General features: G+C 37.5%; 14 protein-coding genes. 9 read left to right on the top strand and 5 right to left on the bottom strand.

The annotated features are described in order from the left end of the window. Positions 1-372 precede the first annotated feature (372 nt). Positions 373-3,357, bottom strand: a complete 2,985-nt coding sequence (locus tag MW688_RS22535) for a DUF4347 domain-containing protein (protein WP_486738264.1) — start codon at positions 3,355-3,357, stop codon at positions 373-375. Between the two features lie 421 nt (positions 3,358-3,778). Here MW688_RS22535 and MW688_RS22530 point away from each other — a divergent pair, with 421 nt between their 5' ends. The 3 genes from MW688_RS22530 to MW688_RS22520 all read left to right on the top strand — a co-directional run bounded on the left by MW688_RS22530 (position 3,779) and on the right by MW688_RS22520 (position 8,156). Further along, complete coding sequence (locus MW688_RS22530) at positions 3,779-5,326, top strand: MFS transporter (protein ID WP_486738262.1); 1,548 nt, start codon at positions 3,779-3,781, stop codon at positions 5,324-5,326. Between the two features lie 157 nt (positions 5,327-5,483). Further along, complete coding sequence (locus tag MW688_RS22525) at positions 5,484-7,682, top strand: molybdopterin oxidoreductase family protein (RefSeq protein WP_486738261.1); 2,199 nt, start codon at positions 5,484-5,486, stop codon at positions 7,680-7,682. A gap of 18 nt (positions 7,683-7,700) precedes the next feature. Next, complete coding sequence (locus MW688_RS22520; protein ID WP_486738259.1) at positions 7,701-8,156, top strand: nitrate reductase associated protein; 456 nt, start codon at positions 7,701-7,703, stop codon at positions 8,154-8,156. Positions 8,157-8,261: 105 nt separating this feature from the next. On the opposite strand, the gene MW688_RS22515 is transcribed toward MW688_RS22520, so the two are convergent. The 3 genes from MW688_RS22515 to fabG all read right to left on the bottom strand — a co-directional run bounded on the left by MW688_RS22515 (position 8,262) and on the right by fabG (position 12,132). Next, on the bottom strand, positions 8,262-9,341 hold the full coding sequence (locus MW688_RS22515) for a PEP-CTERM sorting domain-containing protein (RefSeq protein WP_486738258.1): 1,080 nt from the start codon (positions 9,339-9,341) through the stop codon (positions 8,262-8,264). Between the two features lie 268 nt (positions 9,342-9,609). Beyond that, the gene (gene groL / locus MW688_RS22510; RefSeq protein ID WP_486738256.1) at positions 9,610-11,280 is read right to left on the bottom strand and encodes a chaperonin GroEL; all 1,671 of its coding nucleotides are present in this window, start codon (positions 11,278-11,280) and stop codon (positions 9,610-9,612) included. A gap of 84 nt (positions 11,281-11,364) precedes the next feature. Then, complete coding sequence (gene fabG / locus MW688_RS22505; protein ID WP_486738255.1) at positions 11,365-12,132, bottom strand: 3-oxoacyl-[acyl-carrier-protein] reductase; 768 nt, start codon at positions 12,130-12,132, stop codon at positions 11,365-11,367. A gap of 48 nt (positions 12,133-12,180) precedes the next feature. Here fabG and trxA point away from each other — a divergent pair, with 48 nt between their 5' ends. The 4 genes from trxA to MW688_RS22485 all read left to right on the top strand — a co-directional run bounded on the left by trxA (position 12,181) and on the right by MW688_RS22485 (position 18,023). Then, positions 12,181-12,498: a thioredoxin gene (trxA, locus tag MW688_RS22500; RefSeq protein ID WP_486738254.1), complete on the top strand. Its 318-nt coding sequence runs from the start codon at positions 12,181-12,183 to the stop codon at positions 12,496-12,498. Positions 12,499-12,531: 33 nt separating this feature from the next. Beyond that, positions 12,532-13,308 carry a phosphoadenosine phosphosulfate reductase gene (gene cysH / locus MW688_RS22495; protein ID WP_486738253.1) on the top strand — a complete coding sequence of 259 codons (777 nt, stop codon included), beginning with the start codon at positions 12,532-12,534 and terminating at the stop codon, positions 13,306-13,308. A gap of 699 nt (positions 13,309-14,007) precedes the next feature. Next, complete coding sequence (locus MW688_RS22490) at positions 14,008-15,789, top strand: ABC transporter ATP-binding protein (RefSeq protein ID WP_486738252.1); 1,782 nt, start codon at positions 14,008-14,010, stop codon at positions 15,787-15,789. Positions 15,790-15,854: 65 nt separating this feature from the next. Continuing rightward, positions 15,855-18,023, top strand: coding sequence for a hypothetical protein (locus MW688_RS22485; protein WP_486738251.1), 2,169 nt, complete (start codon positions 15,855-15,857; stop codon positions 18,021-18,023). A gap of 890 nt (positions 18,024-18,913) precedes the next feature. Here MW688_RS22485 and MW688_RS22480 read toward each other — a convergent pair. Continuing rightward, positions 18,914-19,732, bottom strand: coding sequence for a DUF1206 domain-containing protein (locus MW688_RS22480; protein WP_486738250.1), 819 nt, complete (start codon positions 19,730-19,732; stop codon positions 18,914-18,916). Positions 19,733-19,812: 80 nt separating this feature from the next. On the opposite strand from MW688_RS22480, the gene rpmG reads away from it, so the two are divergent. Together rpmG and rpsR are read left to right on the top strand one after the other, a co-directional pair. Then, a complete protein-coding gene (rpmG, locus tag MW688_RS22475) occupies positions 19,813-20,007 on the top strand; it encodes a 50S ribosomal protein L33 (protein WP_486738249.1) in 195 nt (64 codons plus the stop codon). Positions 20,008-20,043: 36 nt separating this feature from the next. Further along, positions 20,044-20,259 carry a 30S ribosomal protein S18 gene (rpsR, locus tag MW688_RS22470; RefSeq protein ID WP_486738248.1) on the top strand — a complete coding sequence of 72 codons (216 nt, stop codon included), beginning with the start codon at positions 20,044-20,046 and terminating at the stop codon, positions 20,257-20,259. The last annotated feature ends 71 nt before the right edge of the window (positions 20,260-20,330 follow it).

Raw genomic sequence — 20,330 nt, 5'->3', positions numbered from 1 at the left:
TAAAGAACATTTTTCCTAAAAAATTAGTACATAAGTTCTGGTGGAAGATATGAGGCAAGAGAGGCACCGAGTTAGGTACAACCTCATGAGTCCGAAAAATCCTCTATAGCCACTTGTGAGCCCCAGGGCTGTTTCATTCATTTTTTTATTTCAAAATGTAACGTTTAAACAGTAGGCTTTTTACTATGTTTTTTAAAAGAAAAATAAATCCGAGATTTATTATTAGTAAAAAATCCCCTCTCCCTGCTCCCTGCCCCCTGCTCCCTGCTCCTCCTCACCATTTTCTTTGTCAAGAACGAAACAGCCCTGATTTGTGATCAGGCAAAATTTCCTAGAAGTAGCGATCGCCTTTGAAATTGAGAACGAGATACACTAAAATACTTGGATGTTAGTAAATTCTATACTAGGTCTACCTTCTAGAGTAGCAAGATTAGTGAAATCGCCCCCATTTAAATAACCTAAGGTACCATCGCCACTGGCATAAACTACCCCTAAATCAAAATCAGAGTCTATATCCTCTATATCTTCTACAACTAAAAATTGTTCTTCATCAAGGGTACCAGTATCTAAACCACGGAAACCTGAACTAGAAAGGGTAATGAAATCAGCAGCAGGATTAAAATCTACAATGGTATCTCCTCCATGGCGAAGACTATCATACTGAAAACGGTCTCTTCCTTCGCCTCCTTCAAGTAAATCATTAGCGAAGTTACCAATTAAGATATCATTACCACCATTACCCAATAGGCGATCATCTTGACGACCCCCGTCGATGGTATCATCTCCACTACCACCACTGAGACGGTTTTTAGAATTAGTTCCGGTGATTCGGTTATCTAATACATTACCAATACCTGCCACAAAGCGATCGTTATCTACAGTTAAGTTTTCTACATTGCGACCTTGGGGACCTAAAGCCCAACTTACAGAAGAGATAATGGTATCAATGCCACCATCTCTATCGGGTTTTTCATTCTCTACCACATCGTTAATAGAATCAACAATATAGGTATCATCTCCATCACTACCCCGCATCGTATCATTACCAGTGCCTCCATCGAGGAAGTCATCTCCAGCACCACCAATCAAAAGGTCATTATCAGCAACACCAAAGAGTGAATCATCATTAAATCCACCATCCAATCGGTCTGCGCCTCCATTACCGAAGATAGTATCGTCTCCACCCAAGCCATTGATAGTGTCATTACCATCACTTCCCAAGAGTCTTTCACTCTGATTAGTACCATTAATTGGTCCAGTAATTTCTACAGCACCAATATCAACGATATTGTTAGATATGCGTATATTTCCTCTTTGGTCTGTAGTTACATTTTCGGGTATGGAGGAGTTAACTCCTCCATCAATTGCCGGACTGTCAGATAGTGGTAAATGGGTTTGAGTTGGACCACCATTGTTTCCCAAGTCTCCTAGTAAGGGATTTTCTACAGCAGTGATATCATTGGTTCCGGTGAATACACGTGCCGCATTACCCAGACCAATTAGGTTACCTCCCGAACTACGGAAGCTGTTAACATCTCCATTGAAGTCTAAATCCGAGTTAACATTACCAGCGATGATGGTATTAGCGATTAGAGATAAACCAGTTCCACCAGCAGCTATACCACTACCCTGAGTGTCTACAGCCTCGTTATTAGTAATAGTACTATTAGTTATATAACTTGTTCCGCCACTAGAATTTATTCCTCCTCCTAAACTAGCAGCAGAGTTACCAGATATAGTTGTGTTGTTGATAGCTGAATTAACACCAGAAGTGTTTAAACCACCACCGTTACCATTAGCAGAGTTTCCTGATATTGTGGAGTTGCTTATTGTTAGGCTGCCTGTGCCAACTGATAAACCACCACCGTTATTAGTAGAATAGTTCTCAGATATAGTGGAGTTGCTAATTGCTAAAGTGCTTCTACTGGCAGATAAACCAGCTCCATCACCATTAGCAGAGTTCTCAGATATAGTAGAATTATTAATTATTACATTGTTATAACTTATACCTAATCCACCCCCAGAGTTTTGAGATATAGTGGAATTGCTAATGGTTAAACTACCCCTTGCAGACAATCCACGGCCAGAGTTCTGAGATATGGTGGAATTGTTAATGCTTAAACTACTGTTTGCACTCAATCCAGGGCCAGAGTTTTGAGATATATTGGAATTTGTAATTATTAAACTACCACCGCTTACATTTAATCCACCACTGCGACGACTAGAAGAGTTTCCAGATATAGTTGAGTTGGTAATAGTTAAACTACTGCTACCTGCATTTATTCCACTACCATTATAACCATAGTTATTTTCTATTATGGAGTTTTCTATAGTTAAGATAGTATTGTTAACTGATAGACCACCACCAGATCTGGTTCCAGTATTGTTTGAAATTACAGAATTCTCAATTCTGCTACTAGTACTACCATTTAATATGACATTACTGTTATTACTATCAGAAACAATACTATCTTCTAGTATCAGATTTTCTACACTGGTAATACCTGTTTCACCATTACTAATTATTAAATTATCAATAGTAACTTCACTTTGGATATCTGCTAAACCATCATCAAGAGTAAAAATAACTATTCTAGTTTCAGTGTCATCAAGAGGGTCACTGATATCTCCATTAATAGTGAGATTTTCAGCATTTTCACCAGTTATAGTGACATCTTCAACAATCTGTAAAGTTTCACCTACACTTAGAGTTATGGTACTATTAGCTAAACTGGGGTCAAACTCAATTCTATCCCTACCTGGTACTGAATTAGCCCTTTCAATCGCTTCTCTGAGAGATACACCACCAACACTAATACCGTCATTCTCATCTTCTGCGGTATTAACCACGATTGTTTCTTGTAAAACTCCTGGATATGATTCAATCGCCTCTGGTGTGAAGATAATCTCTCCCTTGGCATTACCTTTAGTTACTTCTAATTCCCAGTTTCCCCCATATTCCTTATTTCCTGTGAGAGATTCAGAAGCAAGAATAGTGGCACCAGTGATGTTGTGTAATTTTTCAATTAACTCACTTCCGGCATCTCCAGCAGCTACTTTACAACCATATATAAGAATAGTATCTAGTTGCCATTGTTGTAGATAGTTGGCATATTCATTGATATTATTTAAATTAAGTTGAGTATTTCCTATATATAAACATCCTGGACTCCCATGGGAAACCAGATGCAAAGTTTTAACAGATTTATCTAGATTATTAGTTATATATACAATTCCATCTTGATTAGCTGGAATTATATAAGTTGAAACGGTTTGATTAGTGCCATTGATTAAATCAGTATAGTTAGAAATATTTGAATCAATAAAAAGAGTTGATGTGTTATAAAAAAAATACATAGTGCAGTTACTTTAGTTATGTTTTTTCAGACGAAAATCATAATACAATATAAATTGTAACTGGTAAAAATTTTTAACTTTTTTTTAAGATTACACTAGATCCTGTTTTTAAAATATAATTATCTGCTCGCACCCCGAATATATGTCTAATCATCTCTGACACCTAGGTTATTTAATCTTTGTGCGATATATTGTCCTATAGTTGTCATTTTTGCTAGTAAAATTCATGGTTGATATGTGTATCTTAACTCAAGTAACAAAAATTTTGCGGTCACTTAAGTTAGGAAAATAACGCATAATCTCTATGCGAAAAAGTCATTTATCAGGAAATATTGTGGTTAAAGATACAAAAATTAATAAAAATAAATATAACAATGCTAATCGTAAAGATAAAAAATATGAAACTAAGGAAGATTAATAAATGTTAGGACAAATGTGGTCGTTACGCGGCAGGTATAAAATTTTACACTTGACATGGTTTGCGTTCTTTTTATCATTCGTAGTTTGGTTTAACTTAGCGCCTTTAGCAACCCAAGTAAAAGAGGATATGGGTTTAGATTTAGGCCAAATACGTACTATCGCTATTTGTAATGTGGCCTTAACGGTACCAGCACGAATAATTATCGGTATGCTACTAGATAAATATGGTCCTAAAATTACCTACTCTTTACTGTTAATGTATGCAGCTATACCATGTATAGCTTTTGCCTTAGCACAAAACTTTACTCAACTAGTAATTAGTCGTTTAGCTTTGAGTATCGTGGGTGCGGGTTTTGTGATTGGGATTCGGATGGTAGCAGAGTGGTTTCCACCCAAAGAAATAGGCTTAGCAGAAGGTATATATGGAGGTTGGGGAAACTTTGGTTCTGCGGCCGCGGCTTTTACTCTCCCTACGATTGGTGCCTTTTTGGCTTTTGGTGGAGGGGGATTAAACTGGCGGGTATGTATTGCAGGAACAGGAATTATTGCGGCTATATATGGAGCATTTTACTACTTTAACGTAGAAGATCATCCTCCTGGAAAAGTTTATAGAAAGCCCAAAAGTGCCAGGGGATTAGAAGTAACTACCAAGCGCGATTTCTGGTTTTTAATGCTGATGAATGTGCCTTTATCAGGAATTTTGATGGTGTTAGCTTGGCGTCTTCAAAGAATCGGCTTCTATAAGCCTAGTGTAATGTACATTGTTTGGTTAGCATTAATTGGTTTATATTTATTTCAAGCTTATAACTGTTGGACAGTAAATAAAGACTTACTAAGTGGGAGAAAGCATTATCCTCCCCAAGACCGCTACAACTTTTCTCAAGTAGCAATTCTAGAATTAACTTATATAGTGAACTTTGGTTCAGAATTAGCAGTAGTTTCTATGTTGCCTGCCTTTTTTGAAGGCACATTTCCCCTCAGCAAAGAACAAGCAGGGATGATTGCCGCTAGTTATGCTTTTATGAACCTCATGTCACGTCCTGGTGGTGGTCTAATTTCCGATAAATTGGGTAGCCGTAAAAATACTATGGCGGTTTTGACTGCCTGTATGGGTATTGGTTACTTAATGATGAGTACAGTGACTAGTAATTGGTTTCTACCTTTGGCGATTATTTTGACTATGCTTTGTTCTTTCTTTGTACAGGCAGGAGAAGGATCTACCTTCGCCATTGTACCTCTAGTTAAACGCCGTGTAACTGGACAGATAGCAGGAAATGTAGGGGCTTACGGTAATGTGGGCGCTGTAGCTTATTTAACTATTTTCAGTTTACTACCAGAATGGTTAGGGGGTGGAACAGATCCTTCTCCTGCTATAGTTTCTCAGGCTAATTCTCTATTTTTCCAAATTATGGGAATCGCTGCTTTAATAGTTGCCTTTCTCTGCTGGTTTGTCCTGAAAGAACCGAAGGGTTCATTCTCTGAACATCACGAAGGAGAAGAGGAAAATCTAGTTAATGATTTTGGCGTAGAACAGGAAATTCAATCCTAAGACTCTCGATTTGCACATTTTTAAATCCACGACAGAGTAAGAGATGGAGGGAATGTGGGGAGATGGAGAAGTTTAGAGTTCCCCAATTCCTCACCCTCACAAGTATTTCTACAAATTAATTAAATGAAAACACTTATTTATATGAGAAGAGAAAAATATGGCTAACTCAATCAAAACTCTATGTCCCTATTGTGGGGTAGGTTGTGGTTTAGAAGTCTCTCCTGCCTCAAATCGCGGCAAAACTACCGACGAGGCAGGAAACCTCTTGTGGAAAGTAACAGGCGATCGCCTCCACCCCTCTAGTAAGGGAATGGTTTGTGTCAAAGGCGCCACTATTACTGAATCTTTATATGAAAACCGTTTAGAATATCCCTTAGTTAGAGACTCTCTCCAAGAACCTTTTCGCCGTTGCAGTTGGGATGAGGCTTTCCATAAAATAGTTGAACGTATCAAATATTTACAATCAACCAAAGGTCCTGATTCAATTTGTATGTATGGATCAGGACAATTTCAAACAGAAGATTATTATACAGCCCAAAAACTTCTCAAAGGTTGTTTAGGTACTAATAACTTTGATGCTAATTCTCGTCTATGTATGTCTTCGGCGGTGGTAGCTTATGTAAAAAGCTTCGGGTCCGATGGTCCTCCCTGTTGTTATGATGATTTGGAGTTAACGGATTGTGCCTTTTTAATTGGTACTAATACGGCGGAGTGTCACCCGATAGTCTTTAACAGACTACACAAACACTTGAAGAAAAATCACAAAGCTAAATTAATAGTAGTTGACCCACGCAAAACCAAAACCGCGGAGGCAGCAGATTTACATTTAGCAATTAAACCAGGTACTGATATTTATCTCCTCAATGGTATTGCCTACTTATTGTTAAAAGAAAGAAATATTGACTCCTTTTTTATCGATGAGTGTACCAAAGGCTTTAGTGAATACGCCGAGGTCGTTAAACATTATCCCCCAGAAATAGTCGCTGATCAATGCGGCATCACTATTCAGGATTTAGAAAAAGCCGCTAGTCTGTGGGGAAAATCTTCTCGGGTTCTCTCTCTCTGGTCTATGGGGATCAATCAATCCTCCGAAGGAACAGCTAAAGCGAGAACTCTGATTAACTTGCATCTAATGACTGGTAATATCGGCAAACCAGGTACTGGTCCTTTTTCTCTGACGGGTCAACCTAACGCGATGGGAGGAAGAGAAGCGGGAGGCTTAGCTAATCTTTTACCAGGTTATCGCTTAGTAGCTAATTCTCAACATCGTCAGGAAGTAGAAGCATTTTGGGGATTAAAACCAGGTAGCATTTCTCCTGATCCCGGACGCGATGCTTGGCAAATGATCACAGGCTTAGAAACAGGTGATGTAGGATTATTATGGATCGCTGCTACTAATCCGGCTGTGAGTATGCCTGATTTAGAACGGACTAAAGCCGCTTTGTTGAAATCACCCTTTACTGTGTATCAAGATGCTTACTATCCCACAGAAACCGCAGCTTATGCTCATATTCTACTACCTGCGGCCCAGTGGAGTGAGAAAACAGGCACGATGACTAATTCTGAAAGGGTTGTAACTCTGTGTCCTCAATTTCGTATTCGTCCAGGAGAAACTAAAGCTGATTGGGAAATCTTTGCTGAAGTTGGCAAAAGATTGGGATTTCAACGGGAGTTTGATTTTGCAGATTCAGCAGCAGTTTATGATGAATTTGTGCAGATAACGCGCGATCGCCCCTGTGATTTAACGGGAATCTCTCATCAAAAACTACAAAAAATCGGTCCAATTCAATGGCCTCACCCCCAGGATGAGACTGACAATAGTCATAATAAGCGACTCTATACTAACTTCCATTTTCCCACCCTCGATGGCCGTGCTCAATTTGCCGCCTACCATTGCCAAGGTTTAGCAGAACCTATCGATAGGGAATACCCCCTTATACTTACTGTAGGGAGACTTTATGGTCATTGGCACACTCAAACTCGTACAGGAAGAATTGATAAGATTAAGAAGATGCACCCTCAACCAAATTTAGAAATTCATCCTCGTGATGCGGCTAAGTTCCAAATTAATGATGGAGAATTGGTAGAGGTGCGATCGCGTCGCGGCTTGGCCCGTTTTTCTGCTCAAATTACTAAGGCGATTACTCCGGGAACTGTATTCGTTCCTATGCACTGGGGTAATCTTTGGGCTGACAATGCGGAAGCTAACTCTCTCACTCATCCTGCGGCTTGTCCTCTTTCTAAAGAACCGGAGTTAAAAGCTTGTGCAGTACATTTAGTTGCTGTAAGTAACCTGGCAGAGAATTCAAGCAATGCGCGGTCATCTGTTCCTCAGCAAGTAGAAGTAAATATATAAAATACAAATAAAATACCAATGAATCAAAACTTTTTTCAATTCGAGGCAGATTTTGTGGAAAATCTGCGTTGTATCCCTATGCAAGTACGTTTTAAATTAGATACCTGTGGGATTAAATTAAAACTTGCTGATTGGCACAATTTTAACGTTGAAGAACGTGAAAAACTAGTTACTAAATCTTGTTATACACCTAAGGAAATAGCTAACTATAAACAGTTTTTGCAAGAGTTAATTAAAGGAAAAACTGATACTTATCCTCAAGAAATTCCTGTAGATAATAATCCCCCCTGGTTAAATCAAGGAGAAATACCTCATCAGGTTCAAGAAAAGTTAAGGGAATTGAATCTCAATCTTAGTATAAATCAATGGGCTAAACTCTCACCATTACAACGCTTTGCTTTATTGAAGCTAAGTCGTCCTAGTCATGAAAATAAAAACTTTTATCCTGCCTTGGTAGAATTTGGTTTAAGTTAACAAATAAAAAAAATAGCTGTGGTTCTTTGGAACACAACAGCTTTTTATCCATTATTAAGCTTTTGGATATCTGCTTATTAAGTTTATTACGAACTACACCACATTTTACTTAGTTTTGCGCTTAGTAAAACCAAACACACCACCGCCTAGTAGAGCTAGACTGATTATTGTAGATGGTTCAGGAACATCGGGAGAAGTAGGAAAAACTGCCAGATTAGAGTTTACATCGATGTTGATTGACACACTAGTAGCAGTAAGAGAGTCTCCAGGAGTTGCTAGTATTGAAGCTACTGTAGATGGAGGTGATGGGATAGCGACTGATATAGCTATCTCTGCTTCGTTAATGACCACTCCTGTTGATACTACCTCATCATCTGGTCCACGGGTTTGTGTATATTCTTCTATTCTCTGACCACTTTGATCTATCTTGTAAACTAACGCTGTTATAGTTGTGGTTAAAGCAGAACCTCTACCCTGGTCAGTTGGAGTTAATACAAAGTCTTCAACATCATAGGCATCAAAAGCAACACTATTATATCTAACCCCATCAATAATTACAAAAGGATCAGATGCTGGAGCTCCAGGTGGAGCTGGAGGGATAGGATTAATCACCAAAAAGTCTTCTACTACTGGTGGTGGGTAGGGAGTACCATCTATGCTACAAGTGGGACAAGCATCTGCTTGTAAGTCTTTTATAACTAAGTTGAGGTTACCGAGCAAGCTGAAGTCTTCAGCAGCACTTTGAACTACAGCAGTGAAAAAGGAGCCTTGATTTGTAGGATCTGTATCACTGTTTTCTCCAGGTGGTATAAAGTCAAGGTTAAGCTCATAAGGGAGCCCTGCATTAGTATTTTCTACTACTATCCCCGCGGCTGAACCTACACTATTGGGTCGTTGGGGAAATATACTGATAGGTCCATCTATCCCAGGCTGACCATTAGGTGTTCCGCCAAATCCTGGTTGACTAGTAGCTTCAACGGAAATATCTGCCATAGGATCACAAGGATTATTTGGCAGAGGAAAAGGACCACCAAAAGGTAAGTTAACCGGTCTGTTAGCACAGTCTAGGAGAATCTGGTCACTTAGGTTTTGAGCGTTAGCCATATCGGGAAGAGCTACTAAGCCAGTACCAGCTATAACTCCCAAAAGTAGGTTTGTTACTAAATAACTTTTGTTTTCTTTCATTTTCATCTATTTACAAATTGAGAAAGCTTTGTCTCAGTATAGCAAGTTAGTGTAAGTAATTTTAGTTACAAAATCGTTACTAACTTATGTTTAACGATTAAGATAACAAAAAAAACTATTTTTGTCTATTTGCATCAATTATATACTTAATATCAACTCAAATAGTCAACTTTACCAAATCTTTAAATAAAACCTTGAAAAATGGGGAAAAAGTGGTGTTCTTTACTTTTTCCTCCATTTCCTAAGCATTGGCAGATAGGACCGATTACTACATCATGCCCATGCCGCCCATGCCGCCCATGCCGCCCATGCCGCCCATGCCGCCCATGGCGTCCATATTAGGCATAGCTGCTGATTGTGGTTCTGGTTTTTCTACTACTAAAGCTTCTGTGGTGAGTACCATTGCGGCAATTGATCCGGCATTTTGTAATGCTGAGCGAACTACTTTAGCGGGATCAATAATACCAGCTTTAATCATATCTTCTAATTCACCGGTTATGGCATTGTAACCCACATTAAATTCTGTGGAGCGTACTTTTTCTACAATTACTGAGCCTTCTACACCGGAATTGGTGGCTAGTTGATACAAGGGAGATTCTAAGGCACCCATAACAATATCAGCCGCAACTTGTTCTTCGGGATCGCTCAAAGTTTTCTTGAATTCAGCTACTTTAGTAGCTAAATGAATCAATGTAGTACCGCCCCCGGGAACTATACCTTCTTCTACCGCGGCTTTAGTGGCATTGAGAGCATCTTCAATACGTAATTTGCGGTCTTTTAACTCTGTTTCTGTGGCGGCACCTACTTTGATAACCGCAACTCCACCAGCTAACTTAGCAATTCTTTCTTGTATTTTTTCTAAATCGTATTCAGAATCTGTATCTTCTTGCTGTTTACGGAGTTGAGCAATACGTTTTTGTACTTCTTTGCTATTGTCTCCACTAGCAACAATGGTGGTGCTTTCTTTGTCGATACTAATTTTGCGGGCTTTACCCAACATATCTAGGCTGACGCTTTCTAGGCTAAAACCAATTTCTTCAGAAATTAAACGTCCATCAGTGAGAATAGCAATATCTTGGAGCATTTGTTTCCGGCGATCGCCAAATCCTGGAGCTTTAATTGCTGCCACATTTAGTACACCTCTACTCTTATTCACTACTAGAGTAGCTAAAGCTTCTCCTTCGACATCTTCAGAGATAATTAGTAGAGGACTTCCTTGACGAGCTACTTGTTCTAAGATTCCCACTAATTCTTGAATATTGCTAATTTTCTTATCAGTGATTAAAATGAAAGCATCTTCATACTCGATGGTTTGTCTTTCAATATCAGTGATGAAATAGGGTGATATATAACCCCGGTCTATTTGCATCCCTTCTACTACTTCGAGTTCAGTACTTAATGATTTAGATTCTTCTACAGTAATTACTCCATCATTAGTTACTTTTTCCATCGCTTCTGCGATCATTTTTCCGATTTCTGTGTCATTCCCCGCAGAAACTGTCGCTACTTGGGTAATCGCATCTCCTGCTACTGGTTGAGCTACCCTGCCTATTTCTGCTACCAAATAGTTTATAGTTTTCTCAATCCCTCTTCTAATTGCCACTGGATTAGTTCCTGCGGTAATATTTTTTAACCCTTCACGGATTAAGGCTTGAGCGATTACTGTAGCAGTTGTTGTACCATCACCAGCTACATCCTTGGTTTTAGAGGCTACTTCCTGGATTAGTCGTGCCCCAGTATTCTGCAAAGGATCTTCTAACTCAATTTCTTTCGCTACGGTGATCCCATCATTAACAATTTGAGGAGCACCGAATTTTTTCTCTAATAAAACATTACGTCCTTTTGGTCCAAGGGTAATGCGTACAGCATTTGCTAGGGCATTAATCCCTGCTTCTAATGCTTTACGGGAATCTTCTTTAAAAGAAATAATTTTAGCCATACTTTGTGTTTTACTAAAATAAACTCATTCATGGTTAATTTTAGCACTCTTAGGGCTAGAGTGCTAATCTTTTTCCAAGAATAATTAAGCCATAACCATACCACCATCAACATTAAAAACTTGACCAGTAATATAGGCAGAGGCGGGATCTACCGCTAGAAAACGCACCATTCCGGCTACTTCTTCGGGTTGACCAAAACGCCCTAGAGGGATAAATTTAGTAATCTCCTCCGCCTCTGGTAAGTCTTTAGTCATATCAGTTGCAATAAAACCTGGGGCAACAGCATTAACAGTAACGCCACGAGTAGCTAATTCTTTGGCCACAGTTTTAGTAAAACCAATTACCCCAGCTTTAGCAGCACTGTAATTAGCTTGACCAGGATTACCCATTTGTCCAGCTACAGAGGCAATATTGATAATTCTACCACTGCGCTGTTTTAACATAATTTTACTTACGGCACGAGTACATAAGAAAACCCCAGTAAGATTCAGGTCAATAACTGCCTGCCAATCTTCTGGCTTCATACGTAATAAGAGAGTATCCCGGGTAATTCCGGCATTATTAACTAAAATATCGATACTTCCCCATTTTTTCTGGGTAGTTTTGATTAAATCATCAACTTGAGCGGCATCAGAAACATCAGCTTGGAGGGCGATCGCTTCTCCACCGCTTTGAGTAATTTGCTCAACTATTGCCAAAGCAGGAGTTTCTGAGCGAGAATAATTAACTACTACCTTAATTCCACAACTAGCTAAGGCTACAGCAACAGCACTACCAATTCCGCGAGAGGCACCAGTGACAATAGCCACTTGATTGCTTAAATTTTGTGAATTTTCTAACGTCTGAGTCATAAAAAATCAGCTAAGATAAAACTTGAACGACAAAAACAATCATAAAACATGACAGTCAAAAAGAACTTTTCTAGCTTTGAGGAATTATTAACTAGTTCTGACTTACCGATACTAGTAGATTTTTACGCTACTTGGTGTGGTCCTTGTAAAATGATGGCGCCAATTTTAGAACAAGTAAATCAAGTATTGAGCGATCGCTTACGAATTGTTAAGATAGACACAGACAAATATCCTCAAATAGCTTCACGCCATCAAGTACACGCCCTGCCCACTTTAGTACTATTTAAAAATGGACAACCTATCGATAGAATTGAAGGAGTGATGCAACCCCAAGAACTAATCAACAAATTGCAAAGCTTACTATAAACTAAAACAAAATCTAGCTAATTTCTTTATTTTATGAATCATCAAACTAAAATAGCTAATATTAAAGACCCCTCAACAAAACTAGAACTCTCCTCAATCAATCAAGAACTAGCTATGGCTGATGCTAGGGAAATTGTTGCTTGGTCTTTTAGCACTTTTAACAAAGGACTGGTGATGAGTACAAGCTTTGGTATTCAGTCAGCAGTAATGTTGCATTTAGTCACTCAAATCATTCCAGATATTCCCATTATTTGGGTAGATACAGGTTATTTACCCGCAGAAACCTATCAATTTGCTGAAGAATTAACCAACAGACTCCAGTTAAATCTCCATGTTTATCAATCTCATCTAAGTCCAGCACGTATGGAAGCTCTCTATGGGAAACTATGGGAAAAAGAAGATTTAGCCTCTCTAAATCTCTATGATAAAATTCGTAAAGTAGAACCGATGCAGCGAGCTTTAAAAGAATTAGGTGCCACAGCATGGTTAGCAGGTTTACGAAGACAACAAACTGAACATCGCCAAAATCTTAATTTTGTAGCTATACAAGGTATACACTATAAAATCCATCCAATTATCAATTGGAGTTCAAAAGATATTTATCACTACTTAACAGAACATGAACTGCCCTATCACCCCTACTTTGATTTAGGATATGTTTCTGTGGGCGATTGGCACTCAAGTCGCCCAATGGTAGCAAATGATGAAAATGAACGTGATACCCGTTTCCATGGTCTTAAACAAGAATGTGGTCTACACTTACCTTTAACTCCTGAACAAGCCCAAAGCCTTGATTCAAGTACACTGTGAACTATTCAAAGTTGACTAGATTTTGGCTTGAGCCTTTGATGACAAAATCCAAGAGGCAATTATTCAACATGATATTCTCTAATCTTCTGCTGACTTCTTTGATTAATTGCTTGAGTTGAAATTTCTTCTCAGGATCAGAGGCGATCGCCTCCTCACGTTGATAGGCGGCTAACTTCTCTGTCCATAATTCTAAGGCTTCTGCATTCCGCGAGAGAAAACCTGCTCAAAATTGCCAGCCTTTACCAGTTAATGGTTTGGGGTCACAAATAACCCCCATCACTTGTCTTAGAAGCTTGATTTTGTGGAGATGAGTAGTAATTATTCTCCGTTTTATCTCCTCTAATCATCTGTATCTACTTAAAATATAATAAATATATAATAAGTTGATAGCTGCTCAAGGGACTGTTAAGTCAAGCCCGAAAACGACTTGATGAAGGTATTTTAAAATAAATAGATGAACAATGAGAAATTAATTTTTAGCTTAAGAAAAAAAAAGAGCCTCCGGGAGTCTTTCCATGTTTCGACCCCAGAAGCTCTTCTTTACTCCTTACACACCTCACACTCTTATAGTTATAACAAAGATTTTCACAAATAGTGTGGCATTAGGTACCAGTTTAATAATTGTCATAAGCATAGGAGAGATGAAAAAGGTGATCTAAAGAACTATACTAAAACTAAACTCTAACAATCAATTTTTTGATGTCTTCAGCACCAAAACCCCCTTTTTTGCGCTTACTCCGTTATTCTCAAAGATATAATGCTCTAATCTATCGCGCTGTTATTTGTTCTATTGTTAACAAAATATTTGATCTCGCACCTCCTGCTTTAATTGGCATAGCAGTAGATATAGTCGTTAAACAAGAAAATTCTCTGTTAGCGCAAATAGGAATTAGTGATATAACTAATCAACTTCTAGCAGTGTGCTTACTTTCTGTAGGGGTTTGGGGTTTAGAATCTCTGTTTGAATATGCCTACGAAAGATTATGGCGAACTATAGCTCAAAAAGTTCAGAATGATTTGCGGATTGATGCCTATAGTCATCTGCAAAAGTTAGATTTAGAATATTTTGAAAAACGAAATACCGGGTCTCTACTAGCTATTCTCAATGATGATATTAATCAGTTAGAAAGATTTTTAGATGTTGGTGCCAATGAAATTTTACAAGTAGCGACAACTTCAGTAATTATATCAATTGCTTTTTTTGTGGCCACTCCCACTATAGCTTGGATGGCAATGTTACCAATTCCCGTAATACTATGGGGTTCTATCGCCTTTCAAAAGTTACTCGCCCCTCGCTATGCAGATGTAAGGGAAAAAGTAGGTTCTCTCAGTAGTCGTTTAAATAATAATTTGAGTGGAATGACTACAATTAAGAGTTTTACTACAGAAGCTTTTGAAATTGAAAGATTAAAAAAAGAAAGTGAAGCTTATAGTAAGAGTAATCAAAAAGCGATCGCCCTGAGTGCAGCTTTTGTCCCCTTAATTCGTATTGTTATCTTACTGGGATTTATCGCTATTCTCTTCTACGGTGGTAAACAGGTAATTGAGGGGACAATAGCCGTGGGTACCTATAGCGTGTTAGTATTCTTAACACAAAGACTATTGTGGCCCTTAACTCGTTTAGGACAAACTCTAGATTTGTACCAACGAGCAATGGCTTCTACTAATCGAGTCATGAATCTACTCGATACCCCGATAACTATTCATCCCGGCAACGAAACTCTTGACAAAGTTCGCGGCGAAATCCAAATTAGTAATGTAACTTTTGCCTATCAACCAGGTTTTCCTATCTTAAAAAATCTTGATCTAGAAATACCCCAGGGAAAAACCATCGCTATTGTCGGTTCAACTGGCTCAGGAAAAAGTACTATAACTAAACTACTACTACGATTCTATGAGATCCAAGAGGGAAAAATCACTCTAGACGGAATTCCCATACAAAATATACATCTATACGATTTGCGCCAGGCAATTGGTTTAGTTAGTCAAGATGTTTATCTATTTCACGGTACAGTTAGAGAAAATATTGCCTACGGTACACCATTAGCTTCTACAGAGGCAATTATTGAAGCGGCAACTATAGCTGAAGCCCATGATTTTATTCTTGAATTACCACATAGTTATGAAACTATTGTTGGTGAGAGAGGGCAAAAACTATCGGGTGGACAAAGACAGCGATTGGCGATCGCCCGCGCTATTTTAAAAAATCCCCCCATTCTCATTCTTGATGAAGCTACTTCTGCTGTAGATAATGAGACTGAAGCAGCCATAGCCAAATCTTTAGCTAAAATCACTCAAAATCGCACTACTATTGCCATTGCTCATCGCCTCTCTACTATTCGTCACGCTGACTGTATTTATGTTTTAGAAAAGGGTAAAATTATAGAACAGGGAAAGCATGAAGATTTATTAGAAATAGAGGGAGTTTATGCTAATCTCTGGCGAGTGCAAACTGGTTTAACTTTTTCTACCCAGTATTAACAACTCAATTTTTGGCGAAATATCAATAAAAAGAAAGCTTGTTATCAATATTTTAGGCATTTATTATGGTTGGTAAAAATATAGAAGATAAGAAAATAGCCGGTAAATATCTTTTACAACTTTTAGGCGAAGAACAAGAAGAAATAGGAAAATCTGCTCTTTTCTCTCAACTATTTCTCATAAATAAAGAAGAACTTTTAGAAATTTATTCTAAATTAACAAACAATAGTGAAAAAATAAATATCAAGAAATTTAAAAAAAACGATATAGTTCAAAAAATTATAGAGGAAGTAGATAAAGGGTGTTTGAGAAAACTCTTTAAAGAATCACAAGCATTAAGAAAAATATTTGCGTTACATCCTATTGAGTTGCAAGAAATTTTAAACTGTACGAAAACAGAAAGACTCCGATGGACAAAAGAAGGAAAGCTATCAGTTTTAGGATATGAATCTTTTAAATATGGTGATTACCCTGTTTTTGACTGGTTAGAAACTATTAGATTAAGCCAAAGCGAAAAACTAGAAAATTGGCGTAGGGAATACGAAGAACAAAAAGCGATTAATCGCTCCCGAGCAGCTCAAAAAGCAGCAAAAAACAAACGAGAAAAATCTACCACAGTTTCTCGTTTTCAGGTTAAAGAAAGAAAAAATTTATGGCAATTACAACAAGAGAATTTGGCTGATTTTTTTGAGCTTGCTTATTGGGGATTTGCCGCTCGTCGCCAAGCTATTGTTTTTAGAGAGAAAGCTGAAAGAGCAATTTCAAAAACAGAAGAATATAAAAAAATTCAAAAAGATTTAAATGATTTATTTCAGCAAACTTTAAAAATTTTACTAGCAGCACCCCAGATAGAAATATTTTTTGCTACCAGTAAAAATATTCCTTTAATAACTTGGTCAAAAGAAACTTGGAAACCAACAGATAAATATCCCCAAAATTTGCCAGGCTATTTTGTGGTAAAAATTGAAAATACTAGTCAGTCAGATTTATTCTATTTTGTGGTTTCTCCTAACCAAGCTAAAGAAATATTTCCGCCTCGTCATTGTTTGAAGTTTCAAAAACTTTCAAAAATCTTTGTAAAAGAAGGAGAATTTTATTATTTAGAAGGTGAACCTTTTACTTATAAACTTCCCACGCCTAAAGCAATATGCACGACAATTCCCAAACTTATAGAAAAATTTGATACTGTAGAAATTGAAAAACAATCTGTAAAAAATTTTCAAGAGGCTCTTTCTGAAGCTGAAGAGCAACAGAGGGATATTGAGATTCAATTAAAAGAAAATATATTAACAATTACTAGAAATTTTGAAGAGGATTTGGAAAAAGCGAGAACTCGTTGGCACTCTTTAGGAAAAGAAATTGCTAATTATTTTGAGCTGGCTTATTGGACAAAATTAATAAATCAAGCTGCTAAAACTTTTCAAGAAAGAGGGAATCAACAAAAATCCCAGGAATTTTACCGATTGAAAAACCAAGGAATCGCCATTCTCAATACCTATCCTTTGGTGAAACTGACATTTTACAGACCATACAATGCAGATCGTGTTCATTATAATCACTCTTATTGGGGGGATTGGGAAGATTTTCTAGATGAAGATGAATTTGAGAGAGTAGTTCAAAGAGACAAAGATTATTATAGTTTATTTTCTACTGTTATTTGTCATCCAAAAATTCCCGATATTTTTCAATTTCATACCCCTTTTACCTTAGGGCAAAATATTTTTCCCCCTGCTGATGTTTTACAAGCTGAGGATCACAGTCAACAGGAATCAAGGGGTAAATTTCGTTTTGGTCGCCCTCTTTCTGAGGAAGAAATGATCGCGATAGGGTGCGATCAAATTCAACAATCTTTTGCTTGTGCTGTCCAATTATTTGATTTAAAAAAAATTAACGAAATAAGAACAGAAAAAATTAAGACAATTATATTAGAATATGAAGCCAAGAAAAAACGATTACAAGAATTAAAATCATTAAAAGTAATTCTCGATACTGGTAATGTTGAAGAAGTTACTTTTGTAAAAAATATTTTAAACGAACAAATTTCTCAAGGAAAGACAATTAATCAAGCTAGAAAATTTCTGCTTAATAAACTTTGTGAAATTGCTACTATCGCTCCTCACCAAACACAAGTTAAATTTTATCCAGAATTTCATCCTAAGTTTATCAAAAAATCTCTGGAAAATATTTGGAATAGAAAGCGTATAAACAATATATTAAGTGACCCGAGCCTGTAGGTTGGGCCCTTCTCAGATCTTGCATCTTTACATAATGTTACTGGTGGATGAGTTTTGAAGTAATGAGTAATGAGTAATGAGTTAAAGAATTAATGCGATCGCGCTTAAAAATTGGTTGACCTTTGCTACTTTTCTTAGACTAAAGAGAAATGAACTTTTTCTGAGGTTAATTTAGTAGTAGGGTGTGTTAGGGCGAAGCCCGTAACGCACCAAACATGAGTAATGAGTAATGAGTTTTGAAGTAATGAGTAATGAGTAATGAGTTAAAGAATTAATGCGATCGCGCTTAAAAATTGGTTGACCTTTGCTACTTTTCTTAGACTAAAGAGAAATGAACTTTTTCTGAGGTTAATTTAGTAGTAGGGTGTGAAGCGTGCGAAGCCCGTAACGCACCTAGATGAGTAATGAGTAATAAGTAATGAGTAATGAGTAAGAAGCCAGTAACCTGTAGGTTGGGTTGAGGCACGAAACCCAACATTATATTAGTAGTTGTAGTGGTTGAGTTTTGAAGTTTTGAAGAGAGTAGGGTGTGAAGCCTGCGAAGCCCGTAACGCACCAAATTATGTCAGGATTTCCTGATAATATCAAGTCCGTTTAATTCATGACAATACATTGTTGACCTGTCTTCGTTCCTCCCGGAGTCTCCTTTTCACCGAAATGTTAAAAACCTCCCCAAAGTCAGATCCCCCCTTCCCCCCTTATCAAGGCTATGCTTGATAAGGAACTCACCAAACCCTTGTATAGCAGGGAGCACCGGAGCAGGGAGCAGGGAGAGGGGTTTTAAGTAAAATTACTTAAGTTGTGGATAAAATGTATATTACTATACATTATTTTCTTAAACAAAATCTGAAAAAGCACATAATCACAAGTTGGTGTTTTTGTAAAGTATACTAAATAATTGCATAACGTCTATATATAGAGGCAACGAACATATATAACCCATAACAAATTAAACCCAAACCGATTAATTGTAACCATAGCCAACCGAGGGGTTTAGTCGCTAAGATCCGCAAAGCATTTTGTAAGCCACCAGCTAAATCTGAATTGCGTAAAATAGCAGCTTGAATAATAAAAAAACCAGTTAAAACAAAAGCAATACCTCTAGCCGCTATACCGATTTTCCCGGCGGCGATCGCCCATTTTTCTAAGCGATGGTCAATATCTCTAGATTCAAACTCACTAATATAAGAACTAGTATAAGCTCCATAAATATAACCAATACCGATAGTAATAACTACGATTCCACCCAGCAAAGTCAGCCATGATCCTATAGGTTGTTCAAATAATTGAGTAACCAAATCTTCAATACTGTCATCATATTCTCCTAGTTTAAAGACAATATTCATTGCCGAATAGGCAATACCTGCATAACTGAGGGCACTCATGATATAACCAAGACGTTGAAAAATGCTTTTTAGCTTCTTGAAACCAGAATCATCTGTAGGGGTTAAGATTGCCTGAACTAATCTTCTGAATACGTATCCTGTGAGGGTAACTGCTAATAAAAAAACTAATACATTTCCTAAAGGCTGCTCTTCTAGAAACATGAGTGTAAGATAAGAGCCCGAGGCTTGACGATGAGGAACAATCGCGGCTTGAATAGCTAAGATACCCATAAATAGGTATAAAGTGCCCTTTGATGCGTATCCAATGAGAATATATCTTCTCACCCAAGGATTAGCGATCGCTCTATTTAACCATTGCTTCATTTTATTTTATTAATTAAAATATCAATATATGTATGATATAATGATTGTTTGTCTGTAAAAGAAAATTAAAGTAAAAAAAGATGGCAAGTAAAAAAGGTGCAAGATTAATCATAACTCTAGAATGCACTGAGTGTCGGAGTAACAATAATAAGCGATCGCCAGGTGTGTCTCGTTATACTACTATGAAAAATCGACGGAACACAACCGGAAGATTAGAACTGAAAAAATTTTGTACTCACTGCAACAAACATACAGTACACAAAGAAATTAAATAAAAGAACCTTTAGTTAAACTGAAAACAAGAAACAAATATGGCATACTTTCGTAAACGTCTATCCCCAATCAAACCGAGTGACCCAATAGACTACAAAGACACTGATTTGCTACGGAAATTTATTACTGAAAGAGGTAAAATATTACCGAGAAGAATCACAGGTCTAACAGCAAAACAACAAAGAGACCTCACTAGAGCGATAAAAAGAGCAAGACTATTAGCATTACTACCATTTATTAATGCAGAAGGCTAAAAAAACTCCCGCCCGCTAGTAAAAAGCGGGAGTTACCCGGTGATTTTTTCCTGTGTTTACTACTAAGAGAC

The sequence above is a fragment of the Johannesbaptistia floridana genome (assembly GCF_057440575.1).
Note: the sequence above shows the minus strand (reverse complement) of the source record. Positions and strands in the feature narration are given on the sequence as shown.